12 protein-coding genes and 3 pseudogenes are annotated in these 15834 nt (G+C 40.9%); 11 read left to right on the top strand and 4 right to left on the bottom strand.

Annotation, left to right across the window (positions count from 1 at the left end):
• Positions 1–96 precede the first annotated feature (96 nt).
• Positions 97–1683: a 5-oxoprolinase subunit B/C family protein gene (locus tag ACWQ4X_RS05030; RefSeq protein WP_457902927.1), complete on the top strand. Its 1587-nt coding sequence runs from the start codon at positions 97–99 to the stop codon at positions 1681–1683.
• Positions 1680–3401 (top strand): acetyl/propionyl/methylcrotonyl-CoA carboxylase subunit alpha, encoded by a 1722-nt coding sequence (locus ACWQ4X_RS05025; RefSeq protein ID WP_457902926.1) that lies wholly within the window; start codon positions 1680–1682, stop codon positions 3399–3401. The genes ACWQ4X_RS05030 and ACWQ4X_RS05025 overlap by 4 nt, the downstream gene beginning before the upstream one ends.
• A gap of 171 nt (positions 3402–3572) precedes the next feature.
• Here ACWQ4X_RS05025 and ACWQ4X_RS05020 read toward each other — a convergent pair whose 3' ends face one another.
• A complete protein-coding gene (locus ACWQ4X_RS05020; RefSeq protein WP_457902925.1) occupies positions 3573–4844 on the bottom strand; it encodes a saccharopine dehydrogenase family protein in 1272 nt (423 codons plus the stop codon).
• An 80-nt stretch (positions 4845–4924) separates the two neighbouring features.
• A pseudogene (locus ACWQ4X_RS05015) lies at positions 4925–4999 on the bottom strand (type 1 glutamine amidotransferase domain-containing protein); the annotation flags it as partial.
• A gap of 23 nt (positions 5000–5022) precedes the next feature.
• Here ACWQ4X_RS05015 and ACWQ4X_RS05010 point away from each other — a divergent pair.
• The 7 genes and pseudogenes from ACWQ4X_RS05010 to ACWQ4X_RS04980 all read left to right on the top strand — a co-directional run bounded on the left by ACWQ4X_RS05010 (position 5023) and on the right by ACWQ4X_RS04980 (position 12775).
• Positions 5023–5451 (top strand): MerR family transcriptional regulator, encoded by a 429-nt coding sequence (locus tag ACWQ4X_RS05010; RefSeq protein ID WP_457902924.1) that lies wholly within the window; start codon positions 5023–5025, stop codon positions 5449–5451.
• 223 nt (positions 5452–5674) lie between these two features.
• Positions 5675–7012 (top strand): PepSY-associated TM helix domain-containing protein, encoded by a 1338-nt coding sequence (locus ACWQ4X_RS05005; RefSeq protein ID WP_457902923.1) that lies wholly within the window; start codon positions 5675–5677, stop codon positions 7010–7012.
• Positions 7013–7192: 180 nt separating this feature from the next.
• On the top strand, positions 7193–7627 hold the full coding sequence (locus ACWQ4X_RS05000; RefSeq protein ID WP_457902922.1) for a DUF2946 family protein: 435 nt from the start codon (positions 7193–7195) through the stop codon (positions 7625–7627).
• A 318-nt stretch (positions 7628–7945) separates the two neighbouring features.
• On the top strand, positions 7946–10045 hold the full coding sequence (locus ACWQ4X_RS04995) for a TonB-dependent receptor (protein ID WP_457902921.1): 2100 nt from the start codon (positions 7946–7948) through the stop codon (positions 10043–10045).
• Between the two features lie 270 nt (positions 10046–10315).
• Positions 10316–11525, top strand: a pseudogene (locus ACWQ4X_RS04990) (alkane 1-monooxygenase).
• On the top strand, positions 11522–11686 hold the full coding sequence (locus tag ACWQ4X_RS04985; protein ID WP_142768791.1) for a rubredoxin: 165 nt from the start codon (positions 11522–11524) through the stop codon (positions 11684–11686). Before ACWQ4X_RS04990 ends, ACWQ4X_RS04985 begins: the two are co-directional and overlap by 4 nt.
• Before the next feature lie 57 nt (positions 11687–11743).
• Positions 11744–12775 (top strand): helix-turn-helix domain-containing protein, encoded by a 1032-nt coding sequence (locus tag ACWQ4X_RS04980; RefSeq protein ID WP_457902920.1) that lies wholly within the window; start codon positions 11744–11746, stop codon positions 12773–12775.
• A 108-nt stretch (positions 12776–12883) separates the two neighbouring features.
• Here ACWQ4X_RS04980 and ACWQ4X_RS04975 read toward each other — a convergent pair whose 3' ends face one another.
• Positions 12884–13615, bottom strand: coding sequence for an SDR family oxidoreductase (locus ACWQ4X_RS04975; protein ID WP_457902919.1), 732 nt, complete (start codon positions 13613–13615; stop codon positions 12884–12886).
• Positions 13616–13725: 110 nt separating this feature from the next.
• On the opposite strand from ACWQ4X_RS04975, the gene ACWQ4X_RS04970 reads away from it, so the two are divergent.
• The gene (locus ACWQ4X_RS04970) at positions 13726–14625 is read left to right on the top strand and encodes a LysR family transcriptional regulator (RefSeq protein ID WP_457902918.1); all 900 of its coding nucleotides are present in this window, start codon (positions 13726–13728) and stop codon (positions 14623–14625) included.
• Between the two features lie 32 nt (positions 14626–14657).
• Here the strand turns inward: ACWQ4X_RS04970 and ACWQ4X_RS04965 are convergent, their stop codons facing one another.
• Positions 14658–15356, bottom strand: coding sequence for a DUF1826 domain-containing protein (locus tag ACWQ4X_RS04965; RefSeq protein WP_457902917.1), 699 nt, complete (start codon positions 15354–15356; stop codon positions 14658–14660).
• 236 nt (positions 15357–15592) lie between these two features.
• Here ACWQ4X_RS04965 and ACWQ4X_RS04960 point away from each other — a divergent pair.
• Positions 15593–15834 (top strand): annotated as a pseudogene (locus tag ACWQ4X_RS04960) (short-chain dehydrogenase); the annotation flags it as partial.

Genomic DNA, 15834 nt, shown 5'->3' with positions numbered 1-15834 from the left:
AGAAAGTGACTCAAGGGCTTATACCCAATTCAGGCATTTCTTATTAGGTGTGGGTGGGCGAGTTGAGACCCAAGTAGAATTTGCAAGGATACACAAATGCGGTTTTTATCGGTAAACGTAGATTGTTTTTTAATCAAGCTTGCCAGTCTCGAAGAAACTATGGCGTTATATAATCAATTGCAGAACAAGCAATTCCAAGGCATTAAAGACTTAATTCCTGCTGCGAAAACCATTTTAGTGTTTTTTAATGAACTGGAGACCAATTTCACAACCCTAATGACTTGTATTCAGTCATTAACCGTCGATTCTAACTATGAGCTGCATAGCCAAGAGATCATTATCCCGATTCGGTACACAGGCGAAGATCTTGCTCAAGTCGCAGAGTTACAAGGACTTTCGGTTGCTGAAGTCATTCAAAAACATCAGCAAAGTGTTTGGAATGTTGCCTTTATCGGGTTCGCTCCAGGCTTTGCCTATTTGACCAGTCCTGATCGACCCTTTATGGATATTCCACGCTTATCGGTTCCGCGTAAAAAAATTCCTGCAGGCGCTTTAGGCTTGGCAGGGCAATACTCAGGTATTTATCCCAAAGACAGTCCCGGGGGCTGGCAGTTGATCGGAACGACCTCGGAAAAAATGTGGGATTTACAGCGTCAAAATCCTGCGCTACTGTTGCCGGGTATGACCGTACATTTTGAAGATGTCACGCATCAGCCAACCACCGTCAGTGTGCCTGAAAAAATTGTGCCAACAATCAAGCCTCAATCTGTTGATGCATTATTCACAGTAATTGCACCCAGCTTACAGATGCTAATCCAAGATGAAGGACGCCTCCACCAAAGCAAGATTGGTGTCGGCAGTGCAGGTGCAATGGATTTATCCGCCATGCATAGTGCCAACCGCATTGTGGGAAATCCGAGTCAAACTGCTGTCATTGAAGTTTTAAACGGCGGCTTAAAAGCCAAAGTGCATCGTGCAACGGTAATTGCAGTTACGGGGGCAATCTCAACCATCCTGATTAAATTTTCGGATGGTCAGACTGCAAACTTTGAAAGTTATCAAGCCATCGCACTAGATGAAGGGGATGAATTTTTCATTCAAACACCGACCGCTGGATTGCGTAGCTATCTCGCTGTTCGTGGCGGACTGGATGTAGAACCTGTGCTTCAAAGTGCCTCATTTGATAGTTTGGCAATATTGGGACCTGAACCGTTAAAAGTCGGCGATACCCTTTATCAAGGTCAGGTCAAAACAACACACATTAGCGTAACTGAAGTGGCCAAGCTGAATTTGCCTAAAGTTGGGGATGTGGTTGAGCTGGACATTGTGATGGGACCGCGTACCGACTGGTTTAATACGGACAGTATTGAGCATTTATGCCAGCAAACATGGTTGGTCACCCAAGAAAGCAATCGGGTCGGGCTACGACTTTTAGGAGAATATCCCTTGGTGCGCAAAATTACCCGCGAACTCGAAAGTGAAGGAACGTGTATAGGCGCCTTACAAATTCCGCCCAATGGGCAACCCGTTTTGTTTATGAATGATCACCCGCTTACTGGCGGATATCCCGTCATTGCCAGTGTGGCGAAACACCATTGGGACTTGGTGGCGCAGATTCCAGCAGGTTGCCAAATCAAATTTAGAAAAATTGCCGAATTTACAGATTTAGAGAACAAAGCATGAAGACTGAAAAACTTTTGATTGCCAATCGTGGTGAAATTGCTGTTCGGATTATTCATGCCTGCCGTGATCTGGGTATTCCATCTGTTGCAGTTTATGCAGATGATGATATTGGCAGTATGCATGTGGAACTGGCAGATGAGGCATGGGGGTTAGAAGGAGCCACCGCCACTGAAACTTATTTAAATATTCCTAAAATTTTGGAAATTGCTCAAAAATCCGCAGCAACCATGATTCACCCTGGTTATGGTTTTTTATCTGAACGTGCCGAATTTGCCCAAGCCGTGATTGATGCAGGGTTAAAGTGGGTCGGACCATCACCCAGTGCGATTGAGAAATTGGGAGATAAAATTGAAGCACGTAAAATTGCTGCTTCAGTGGGGGCGCCTTTGGTACAAGGTACACAAGACCCTCTAAATAATGCCGATGAAGCATTGGCATTTGCCAAAGAGTTCGGTTTACCAATTGCAATTAAAGCTGCTTTTGGCGGTGGTGGTCGCGGCTTAAAAGTTGTTTGGAAACTTGACGAAGTAAAAGAGCTTTATGATTCCGCCGTTAGGGAAGCTAAAGCAGCCTTTGGGCGTGGTGAGTGTTTTATTGAACAATATTTAGATCAACCCCGTCATGTAGAAGCACAAGTGATTGCCGATCAGCACGGCAACATTGTGGTACTGGGCACACGTGATTGCTCTTTACAACGCCGCAACCAAAAACTGGTTGAAGAGGCACCTGCACCCTTTATCAGTGATGAGATTTATCAGCAAATTCTTAGTTCAGCAAAAAATATCTGTCAGGCAGCCAACTATGTCGGCGTGGGGACAGTGGAATATTTACTAAGCCGAGATGGAAAGCTTTCCTTTTTGGAAGTCAATACGCGCTTGCAAGTCGAGCATCCTGTGACTGAAGAAACAGCTAAGGTCGATTTGGTGGTTGAGCAAATTCGCGTAGCGCAAGGGCATCCGCTCTCGATTACAGAAACACCAAAAGCCCAAGGGCATGCCATCGAGTTTCGTATTAATGCCGAAGACCCAGCACGCGGTTTTATTCCCGCATTTGGGACACTCAGCTTATTTGATGCACCATTTGGACTTGGGGTGCGTGTAGATACAGGGGTTCGTACAGGATCCTTGGTTTCCAGTCATTTCGACTCACTCATGGCGAAATTGATTGTGACAGGTCCTACACGCGACGTTGCAATTTCACGCGCTAAACGAGCGCTTAAACAATTCAAAATAGAAGGTATTGCCTCGGTTTTGGACTTCCATCGTGCGGTATTAAACGAAACTGATTTCACAGATGATTTTAAGGTGCATACGCGCTGGATTGAAAATGACTTTAAGCAAGAGTTAAAGCCATCACAACGCAGTATCCCCAAGCATCAACAGCCATGGCTTCTGAGCTATATTGAAATTGATGGCAAACTCCATCGTTTAGGTCTACCTGCAAACATGTTTGCACAAAGTCCAGTCAACACGACTCAAACAATGGTTACGCCTGAACAAAGCCTACAACCTGAACATTTGCTTGCTCCCATTAACGGGGTAATTAGCGCATGGAAGGTCAAAAGTGGTGAACAGGTCGAGCAAGGACAAGTGGTCGCCATTATGGAAGCCATGAAAATGGAAGTTCCTGTGCAAGCGCATCAAACTGGAGTATTAGAAATCATCATGCAACAGGGCCTAAGTTGCCATGCGGAAGATATCATTGCCTCAATTCGGTAATTTTTGAGAGTAAAGCTCAAACCCATTTTCAAGACCTGATTCTGTATAAATCTGAATCAGGTCTTTTTTGATGTATCCAAATTTTCCAGCTCTAGAATTTGAAATTAGACCATCACATATAAGAGATCTATCGAGCGAATTCGGCTTAAGCGCTTCTGGTTATCAGCAATTTTAAGATATTGAAATCAGCTCAAAATCAATGCCCGCATAGTGCTCTAAACGCTCAATAAAGCGTTGGTCAAACATGGTTGCAGGCGTCCAAAATCCGCCACTTCGCCCAGTTTTCTGCCCATACCGATGATGATCGAGCACCAAACTCAGTGCTGCCTGACCAAGCATTTTTCCAGTTGAACCATAGCCCGGATCACGATCTCCAGTCACTTTAATTTGCATGATTTTTCCATCGTCCGATTTGCCCATAAAACGGATATCAAAAAATCCTGAAAGTTGTTGTTCTGGTGTTGGACCTTCACCAGGTTTTGGAAGCATGTAGCGCTCCATAACTTTGCTAATCGGTTTACTCACTGCACCTAACATGAAAGCACCTAACCCCGCCACCAAAGAATACGCTTTGGCACGACCACGGAAACCCTGACCCATCAGCATCGCTTCATTATAAGAAAACTGATCGCCATAGGCATGCTTAGCAAGTGCATTAGAGCGATGCACAACCCGCTCATTAATTGCAGACATCACAAAGGGTGCAATCCAAGCGTTAAAATCTGTATCAAATTCAGCAGTCTTCACATAATGTTGTTTCTTTTGGAAACCATGATTTTCTGGGGCAAGTAAATATGGATTGACTAATTGTTTACGCAGTACAGGATCGGCTGCCGCTTCCTGAATAATATTGATCATGCTGGCAATCGTACCGCCCGAAGCACCACCTTTAAGTGCCTTGACGCGCATTTTGACTTGTGTCGCAGGTGCGTGCCAGTGTTTTTGAGCCTGTTGTTGCAAGAAATAGACGCCCATATCGGATGGCACAGAATCAAAACCGCAGCAATTTACAATGCGTGCACCTGTTTGCTCAGCTTGACTCTGGTAACGATCTAGCATTTTTTTGATCCACTGTGTTTCACCAGTCAGGTCACAATAGTCTGTTCCCGTTTCTACACAGGCTTTAACCATGGCTTCACCATACAGTGCATAAGGACCTACAGTCGACACCACCACACTAGTTTGTTCACACAGTGCTTTAATGGCATGGGCATCATTTACATCGGCAATGATGGTGGTTAAATCTTTGGCTGCATTCCCCAATGTTTGTTTTAAAGCATCCAGTTTGCTTTGCGAACGACCTGCAATTGCCCAATGAATTTGTTCACCTGATGCACCTTGCTCGGCAAAATACTGCGTCAGATAAGTTGTTAAAATTTGTCCCACAAAGCTGGTGGCACCAAATACAACCAAATCAAACTGTGCTGTTTCGGTAGCGGTCATTAATATTCTCCTGATAAGTCTTGTTTATTTTATATGGAGCCTAGGTTTGAGAGAGATACTATAAGATTAAAGTAAACTTGAATGCGTTGCAGATCTTGATTGTCTAAAAAGTCAAACATCACACCATGACCACCTGTGTAGTAAATCGCATCATAGTAAGGTAAAGAGGATTATTGGAATGAATATTAGTGAGCTATCGAAGTTAAGTGGTCTAAATACACCGACAATCCGTTATTACGAACAAATCAAGTTGTTGCCTAAAGCCAAACGACTTGCCAATGGCTATCGTAAATATTCTGAAAATGATCTCCAACAACTCTATTTAATTAAACAGGCACAACAAGTCGGTTTTTCTTTAGAAGAAATTAAGTCCTTAATTCCCGCCAATATTTCAAATTGGAATCATGAAAAACTGGTTGAAACCTTAAATGATAAAGTTAAAGAAATTACGAAAATGCAAAAAATACTGAGCGAGAATAAAAAGAACTTACTTCAGCTAATCGAGTCGATTCAGAATAAACCAGATGACATGAGCTGCGAAGATAATGCTAAGCGTTTAATGGATATTTATTACACAGAATCCAACGATGTTACTGACAAGCCTTAGATGTATATCGGCTTTATGATTAATGTTCTCAGTTAATTACTTTTGGTTAAGGATTTTATAAGAAAGACATTCAGATAAATTCATTATAAAGACAGTGACCTAACGGCGTTAGGATCATCAGCAGTTTTCATCCCCATCTTTTCCTACGTATAATGCCTCGCACATTGACTCAACAGATGTCCTGTCGGGTAAAGATCAGCCGATGAGCAACTAAGAGGGCAGAATGCTGAAATCCTTGTTACGTCTAAGTCACAGTCAACTCGGACTTTTAATTGCCCCCTTTATTTTTATTGCTGCATTGACGGGTTTACTTTACGCCCTAACACCACAAATTGAGCAGAGTATTTATCATCAGCAACTGTTTGCCGAACATGAGGTTGGAGCTTTGGCTCAGCCTTTGAGTTTACAGGTCAAAGCTGCTCAAGAAGTTTTGCCTAAAGATACCCAAATCATTGCTGTACGTACTGCTCCGACAGAGAGCAGTACCACTAGAATTCTGTATCAAGCTCCACAAGATTCCGTGACAACCATGGCTATTTTTGTGAATCCTTATACGCTGGCAGTACAAGGGCAGCTTGCTGCGTATGGCACCAGTGGCGTACTGCCTGTACGTACTTTACTAGATCAAGTTCATCGTAACTTATTGCTTGGAGAATGGGGACGTCTTTATAGCGAACTGGCCGCAAGTTGGTTGGGAATCTTTACACTTACAGGGCTGTTGCAATGGTGGCTTAAGCGGCAACAAATTAAAACTTCACAGCATCAGCGCAATCGTTTGATTCGCTGGCATTATCTGACGGCGTTAATGATTTTACCGATGCTTCTATTCTTATCCATTACGGGTTTAACTTGGTCGAAATGGTCAGGCGCCAATATTGCAGAAATTCGGCATTGGTTAAATAGTGATACGCCAACCTTGAATAGACAAATTCAAATGACATCACATTCACAGCATGTCGACCCACATGCGGAGCATCATGCCATGATGAATATGGCTACGGATATGCGTGTATTGAACTTAGACTATTTTGATCAGATGGTCACCATTGCCAGAGCTAACGGACTGATGGCAAAGGCCTTACAGATTAAACCAAGTTATAAGCACAATCAGGCATGGATGGTGGAGGAAATGAATCATCGTCATCCTATTCAAGTAGATGCTTTAGCGGTTGATATCACTCAACAAAAAGTGATTGATCTAGTACATTTCAAAGATTTCCCCGTGTCTGCGAAATTGACGCGTTGGGGTGTCGATATGCATATTGGGGTTTTGTTTGGTTGGTGGAATCAACTGATTTTGGTACTGAGCGCACTCGGGATATTAGTGATTACCGCTTTTGCTTATCGTGCATGGTGGAGCTATAGCCGTCCCGCAGAGTCCATTCAGCAATTGAATAAGAGTTTGCTTCAACTTTGGCAGCAAGCTCATGTTCTACCTTTAAGCCTTCTTATTATTAGCTTAGTTTTACTCTATTTTTTAGTGCCTGTATGGGTCGTAAGTGTAGTGGTATTACATGCCATTTTCGCGATCGGACAAATCTTAAAACATATGAAACATTAAGTATAAAAGGGGAATCTTGGCGAGATTAAGACGTTTGCCAGTATTCTAAATTAGTTAAGGTAGCTGCAAAGTATCTATAGGGCGCGATCCCAGCCGTTTATGATCAATAGATTGATCTAAAACCTTACGTTGCGTTCATCATGATATCTATGCTAATTTCCCTGAGCTCAAGAAAAAGGGATGAGTGGTAGATTGAGAACGGCTTTGGTTCTCGCATTAGTGGCGATGTTTTTACAAATTGCTGTATTTTTACAGCCCCTGTTACCTGAGCAATTTCAGATTTCTCGGGTTTGCGTCACGATTGCTGAATTATCTACAACGTCCAAATCAACGGTGCATAGCATGCATCAAATGCAAACTCATGATTTGCATCAGCAAGATGTTCAGCAGCTTCAGACCTCCAGTTCTAAGCATGACCATACGATTGATCATCAGTGTATGTTCTGTACTGTCTATGGACATTTAATTGCAAACTTAAATCTTGAGATCAAAGAAGTTTTTGAACGCTTACAAATCCGTTTACTGACTTTTCAGAAAGCGTTTAAGCATGTCTTCTTTGTATTACAACGCTTATTTTTAAGTCCTCAAGGACGAGCCCCGCCTTTATTCGCCTAAAACTCCAGTAGCAAATCATCCATGTACGTTTTACAGCAAACGGCTTTAGCGTGATTTGTTTAACTTTGTGTTGTTCATACTTCGTGGTTTTACGTAGATCTCCTTGTTTTCATTTCAGATATTTTAATTTTGCTAGGAAGCATGCTGAAGAAAAAATAGGGATCTCATCAAATGATCAAGATCTTGAGGCTTGTGTAAAACGCTAAGCCAAATATCGGAATAATGATTTCGGTGCTTCTTATCAGCGATCAGATCAAACCACCACGCCGTATTGAACAAAACCCATATTCAAGTTTTAAAAGATTTTAGGTTTTACTCATGGCGAAGTTTATCTTTCATCCACTGACTTTAAGTATTTTACTGGCACAATTTTCAATGAGCACCGTCGCTGCTGTTGAAACAAATGAAAATAGCACGACACAACTCGCAACCATCACCTTAACTGCTGAGAAGCAGGATGAGCGCCATACCTCGTCTCAGGCGATTACCCAGTTTAATCATGACTTGTTGGAAGTACCTTTTACCAAATCTCATGTCTCCATTGAAGATATTCAAAATCATCATGTTCAACGTGTGAGTGATGCCTTGTCATTGGTCAATGGTGTGGTTTATCAAGACAGTTATGGTGGAGGTTTTTGGGATAATTATTCCTTCCGCGGCTTTAGTACCGACCCGAATATGGGAACAATCTACATGCGTAATGGGCTAAGTTCCGTGAGTGGTATTCATACGCCTAGAGATATGGTCAATATCCAAGCGATTGATTTCCTGAAAGGACCTATGGCGGCGATGTATGGACAGGGCGCGATTGGCGGCATCATGAACATTACCACCAAGCAGCCCGAATGGCAGAACAAGAACAGTTTAAGTCTGAGTGGCAGTAGCTTAGAAGAATACCGTGCTGCTTTGGATACTACAGGTGCAATCAATCAGGATATGGCTTATCGTCTTGGATTGGCGTATGAAAATAATCAGAGCTTCCGTGATTATGTCGATAGTGAACATTATTATATTACCCCACAACTGGCTTGGAAGCTTTCAGAGCAAACCCAGTTGAATCTGGATACTGAATTTGCGCAATCCAAAGGAGTATTTGATCGCGGTATTCCAATGGTCAATGGTCAGTTTACTGTGAATAAAAAAACCTTTTTAGGTGAACCGAGTGATGGTGACATTGATATTAAAGATCAAATGTATCAATTACGCTTAAATCATGAGTTTAATGACAATTGGAACAACACCACAGCAATTACCTATAGTCATGGCGAGCGTGGGGGGACGTCGACCGAAATTTCGTCTATTGCAGCAGATGGACAAACTGCCAATCGTTTTCGTCGCTCACGTCAGTTTGAAACCAATACCACCAATTTTCAGTCCATTTTACGCGGCAAGTTCGATACAGGAGTGATCCGACATGAACTGGTCAGTAATCTAGAAGCGGGGCACTATACCATTGATCAGATCCAACGCCGTAGTGCGGCAGGGGCATCCAGCCAGATTGATCTCTACCATCCTGTGTATGGACAGGATATTCTTCCATTAACCCGCATCACCAAAGATACGAAAGAAACGCAGGATATGTTGGGCGTAAATATTCAAGATCAGATTTTCCTTAATGATCAGTGGAATGTCTTGATTGGTGGTCGTTTCAATCGCTTGGAACAGCAAATTGATGATCATCGTACGGGAAATTCATCGGAGCAGGCATTTACACCATTTACCCCACGCGCAGGGATTAACTATCAACCCACCGAAAAACTTTCTTTTTATACCAACTGGGGCAAAGCTTTTGAGCTGAATACAGGCTTGAATAAAGACAATGAGCTGTATGACCCTGAAAAAACTGAAAGTTGGGAGATTGGCGGCAAGTATCAGTTCTTGGAAAAAAACTGGTTAGGCTTGACCTATTTCGATATGGATAAACAGCATTTACTTACAGAAGGTATTAGTGATAACTATGTCGATAGTGGTCAAGTGCAAAGCCATGGTCTGGAGTTGGAGTTGCAACACCAGTTCACAGATCATTTGCGGGTCAATGCCAACTATACCTATACCGATGCGTCAATCGTAGAAAGTGAAGTTGAAGCAAAAGGGGCGAGACTTAAAAATATTCCAAAGCATACTGCCAACTTAAGTGCCGACTATCAGTTTAATTTGGTCGGGCATGCAGCAGGTTTAATTGGCAATTTAAATTATTATGGCAAGCGTAGTGCTAATTATATCGATAATGGCAGCAGCTTACCTGAGTTCACCGTGGTAAATCTAGGAGGATATGTTCAAGTACGCCCAGATGTACGTGTCCAGTTAAATATTGAGAATTTATTTGATCGGGACTACTACGTCGCTAGTTATACCAATAACTGGGTACAACCAGGTGAACCACTTAAAGCAACGGCAACCCTTCAATGGGCATTCTAAGCGGGGATAGGCCAAGATTTTATACAACTCTTGGCTCTTTCTTCTTGAATTCGACGTTTTGAAATGAATGACTTGGAGTGATCTCATCAATTACTCCAAGTCACAGGATATTTTTAGACCCTAATACGCCATTTTTCTATTGATCATTTTAAAACTTTAAAAATACCAAATGTCCTGTAAAGAATAGATTGTGTCTTTTCAAGCATCTACAGAGTACGCCTAATCCATAATGATAATACAACCCAAAGTCAAAGGTGATAAGGTTGTTCAATGAATGCAAAGACAGAACTTGCAACGGAAGCTGCTCAATTTAAAGATAAAAAAAGAAAACTGTGGATGCTTGGTCTGGTTATTCCAAACATCGCGAATGTTACCATGCTGGGCTATCAATTCGGTCCGAAAAAGACCAAAAAACTATTTGGCTGCCGCAGGACCACTGGTGTTACATGGCTTAATTCCCTTATTAGATAAATACATAGGTCAAGACCCTGAAAATCCCCCCGAAGAGGCGATTGCCGAACTAGAAGCAGACCTGTATTACGCCAAAATTATTCACCTGTATATTCCATTGCAATATATTGCCAACCTCTATGGAAACTACATTGCCAGTAAAGAAACTACGCCTTTGAGCGATCGCATATTAATTGGGCTGACACTAGGCGTGGTGAATGGTGTAGCCATTAACACTGCACATGAATTAAGTCATAAATCGGGTAAATTGCAGCATTATTTATCTCATTTGTGCTTAGCACCCACGGGTTACAACCACTTTAGGATTGAACATCCTTATGGTCATCATTTACGTGTTGCCACACCTGAAGACCCTGCATCCTCGCAATTTGGTGAAAGTTTCTGGAAATTCTGGCCAAGAACCGTCAGAGGCAGTTTTAAATCTGCCATTCACATTGAAAAGCGCCGATTAGAACGTAAGGGATATTCATTTTGGTCCATCCACAATGAGTTACTGCAGGGCTGAGCAATGTCAGCCACGTATCATGCTTTGATGTTGAAACTATTTGGTAAAAACATTATCCCCACCCAAATTGCACAAGCTTTATATGGCATTACTCTGTTTGAAGCAGTGAACTATATGGAGCATTATGGTTTAAAACGTCAAACATTAGAAAATGGGCGTTATGAGCGCACCATGCCTGTTCATAGCTGGAATAACAATAATTTATTTAGCAATGTATTACTGTATCAATTGCAACGCCATTCAGATCACCATGCTTATCCAACACGAAATTATCAGGCTTTACGCCATTATGAAAATGTGCCGCTATTACCCTCGGGCTATGCCAGCTTATTTTTACAAGTTTTCATTCCACCATTTTGGTTTAGTATTATGGACAAACAGGTAATTCAATTTTATCAAGGCGATATTCATAAAATAAACGTATATGCTCCTGAGTATAAAAGGATTTCAGAAAAATATGCGCATGAGTTTCAACATGCGGCAGCAGAGGTGACTACCTTATGAAACGTTATCAATGTATTGTTTGTGGATGGATTTATGAGCAAGTTCATGGCATCCCTGAAGAGGGTATAACTGCGGGAACGGCTTGGGAAGATATTCCAGAAAGCTGGACTTGCCCTGACTGTGGCGTTTCAAAAGCTGATTTCGAGATGGTCGAAATTTAGGTCAATGACGGTATCAAATGCTTTCTATTATTTGCTACCCATAACAAAGATAAGACGATGCAAAATCAAATTCCAAACATACCCGCACGCTATTATTTTAGAATTCTGAATATTCTTGAAGAAAGGCAGATATCTACGGAATTAGTGCTTTCGAGTATTCATGTCGATTTAAAAAAATATTTAACTGCCCCTGATTTAACCATTACCCAAGAACAAGTGCGTCAGTTTGTTTCGTTCTGTCTGAAATATCCTAAAAATTATGATTTAGCCTTTGAAATTGGGCGATCTTTAAAGGTCAGTTCTCACAACTTGGTCGGCTATGCCATTTTAACCAGTAGTAATTTAGAACAAGCTCTCATCTATATCTCGAAATATTTCACCTTAATTATTCCAAGTTTCAGAGTTTCGTATTTTTACCACGAAGATCAATCGATGGAATTGGTCTGCGAGCCAGTTTATGAGATGGACCGACTGGCCTTAAATTTCCATTTAGAGGCAATTGCCGTTGCGCTGCATTGTTCTATTCATGAATTACTTGAAGATCGATTAATCCCTTATGATATTTTCATGTCGATCAATGAACCCTTACATATACAGCGTTATCAGAAGCTGTCCAAAGTCAAATTTCATTTTAATACTTTAAAACAACCGAGCTTTAGAGTTCGACTGAATCAAAAATTACTGCACCAAGCTTTACGTTTAGCCGATGAGGAAACGCGTAGGGCGATAGAGCTAAAATGCCAAGAGCAAATCTACGCAATAAAAAATAATATGGATTTGGTGTTATGGCTGAAACAATTATTAATGAGCTCTACCGAAGCACTGAGCATGCAAGAATGTGCGCAGCTATTAAACATTTCCACAAAGACATTACAGCGTCATTTAAAAGTCAAAAAAATGACGTTTCAGCAAATTAAAATGGATGTCGCTATGCAAAAAGCGCAACACATGTTGAGTCAAAGCAATAAAAGTATTTTTGAAATTGCAGAAGAACTGGATTTTGCCTCTGCCTCCAATTTTTCTCGGTCGTTTAAATTATATCTTGGTTGTTCGCCTAGTACATTCAGAAAAACACTACGTGGGATTTAAATGATTAAGGCATAACTCATCAAGATATGCCCTAATTTCAATCGATTAACATAGAAAAATAGCAAATTAAATTTAAGCGCTCAGTTTCATTTTATTTAATAAAAACAATTAGATCATACCGCCGTTAACACGCAGAACTTGAGCATTGACCCAATTACTAGCCTCATTCACCGCAAAATCTAACACAGCTGCAATATCTTCTACTGTTCCTAATCGCTCTAAAGGCGCTGCTTGACTTAACTTTTTAATCAGTTCTTCACTTTTTCCATTTAGGAACAACTCCGTTGCAGTGGGTCCTGGTGCTATCGCATTTACGGTAATGTTTCTACCTCTTAGCTCTTTCGCCAAAATCACGGTCAGGGACTCAATCGCTGCTTTAGTTGCCGTATAGACTCCATATTGTTCGAGATTCATGCCAACCACACTACTTGATAAATTTATAATTTTTCCGCCAGAACTCAAATGTTTAGCCGCCTCACGCATGGTGTACAAAGACCCTTTCAAATTGACATCTAAAAGCTGATTGATGCTGTCATCTTCTACATGTTCAATTTTACTTAAAGCCATTATCCCCGCACTATTAATCAGAACATCCAATCTGCCATAGGTTTGAATGACATACTCGAATAGCGCCTTGACTTCATTTGAATGCGCGATATTGGCTTTAAATGCACTCGCTGATCCGCCAGAGGCAAGTATCTTATTCACTACCTTATTTGCTTCTTCGTCATGACGTGCATAATTGGTAATAATGCTATGACCTTGTTGCGCCAATATATTCGCAGTAAATGCACCGATTCCTCTTGAAGCACCCGTAATTAAAATAACTTTCTTGCTCATAGTCGCTCTCACTTTTGCTTAAGTCACATGATACTGTTCATATTTAATTGCATAATCTGGAAATATCTGACATTTTTGTTCGAGTATTTCGGACAATATAAGAAAGGAATATGGATAAACTCAATGCAATGACGGCTTTCATTCATGTAGTAGAGCAGTGCAGTTTTACCAAAGCGGCAGAGATTCTAAATATCCCACGTTCAACGCTGACCGATGCAATTAAGCAACTGGAAATACAACTAAATACGCGTTTATTGATTCGCACCACGCGACAGGTCAGTGTGACCAATGAAGGACAACTCTATTACGAGCGTTGTAAGTATATTTTGGGCTTTATAGAAGAATCAGATCATGAGTTTCTGCATGCAAAACCCAAAGGAAATTTAAAAATTGGCGTGCATGGTCTTTTTTCCTCGAACTTTATTCTGCCCAAGTTACCTGAGTTTTTATCAGAATTTCCAGAAATTCAAATACAACTAATTGAAAATGATCGATATGTCGATGTAATTAGAGAAGCAATGGATTGCGTAATTCGCATAGGTCAACTCAATGATAGTGACCTTATTGTCAGACACCTTGGAGAAATCCAGCAAATCACCTTGGCCAGCCCAGAATATTTAGCTGAACATGGTGAACCACAAGTTTTAGATGAGCTCAAACAGCATTATATGGTGGGATATTATTCCACAGCACAGCATCAAGTACTGCCATTAGAATTTTTAGTGCAGAAAAAAGTAAAAAACTACCAACTTCCTTTTAAGATTCAGGTCAACGGTGCAAATACGTATTCGGCTGCAGCAAAACAACATTTGGGGATCATTCAAGTACCACGCTACGGGCATATCGTAGAACTAGAGCAGGGCAGTTTAAAAGAAATATTAAAGGACTATGCTGTACCATCTTTGCCAGTTTCCTTACTGTATGCTTCCAGAACACGATTAACTCCGAGACTTAAAGTTTTTATTGAGTGGTTACTACAATTATTTAAAGATCATCCGCTTAAATCGTAAATTCAATTTTCTAGAATTTCTTTGAAACTTATTTAACAAATCAGAAGCAGTCTATATTCACCATCTTTTTCAACAGGTGCTCTGTGCACACAAGGTAAAACCTGTTGCCTCGGATGGTCTACTGCCAAGCGCCAAAGATGTCCCATACCCAAATTCACAGGCGTAACATTGGGTTTAGGCTGGTAATGTAGATCAAAGAAATACTCTTCTAGAAAAGCGTCAAACTCAGATTCAGGACCGTCGTATAATTCTTGGAGTTTTGCCCGAATTTCTGGAATCAAAATTTTCTGTTCAACTTGATCATTCGGCAGAATATCACTCGCAGCACCATGATACGTACATAAAAAAGTATCTGTGGCGATGGGAGAGCGATCAACATGATACGAGTAAACATCGGTTGAAATGAAATCCAACTCATCATCGCGCTCGTAACATTTCAATAAATTCAGTGTCGGGGATGCACCAAAATCTGTTAGTAGCTGTATATCACTTAAAAGGACGACTCTTGCTAAACTACCATTTTCAGAAAGTTGCAGTGCTAAAAGATCATTAACAGATACTTCGGTAATATTCTCTTTTAATTCAAGTTTAGCCACGATCTCTTGAAAATCGCCCATCAAATTTCGAGACCAGCAAAGCGCATTCATCGTCCCCTGAAAATGCGAATTCACGAGTTCATGAAAACTCGAAACTACTTTAACTTGCTTATTCTCAGAAAACGTATTCATCATACTCGAAATAAATCAATGATCAGCCGTGCGACATCATATACCTGTACGCAGCATTTTAGAAATGGAAAGGATGTAATCAGCCTTCTTGTTATCATGCTTTTTTATTTATCAAAACAATCCATTCGATAAAACCCTTGTTAATATCTAACAGAATTTATAGTTCAAACATCCTAGAATGACATTTACTTTTAAGATGATTCTTAGACCACGAAATATATAATGAATAGGAAAATTTTATGTCTAAAGAGAATAAACGTGCAATTGTAGTGGGAACTTCAAGAGGCATTGGTTTAGGATTGGTTCGCGAGTTACTCAATCAACACTGGAGTGTAATCGCAACTATTCGGGATAAAACTCAAGTGCCTGACGATCTAAATCAACTACTTATAGCGCATCCAGACACACTGGAATTAGCTGAATTGGATTTAAGCCATGTGCAAACTGCCGATAGCATCATTAACAAGTATCCTGAGCATTC

The organism is Acinetobacter sp. NigerLNRRAM0016 (genome assembly GCF_054112845.1).
This window is presented reverse-complemented; position numbering and strand designations above follow the sequence as displayed.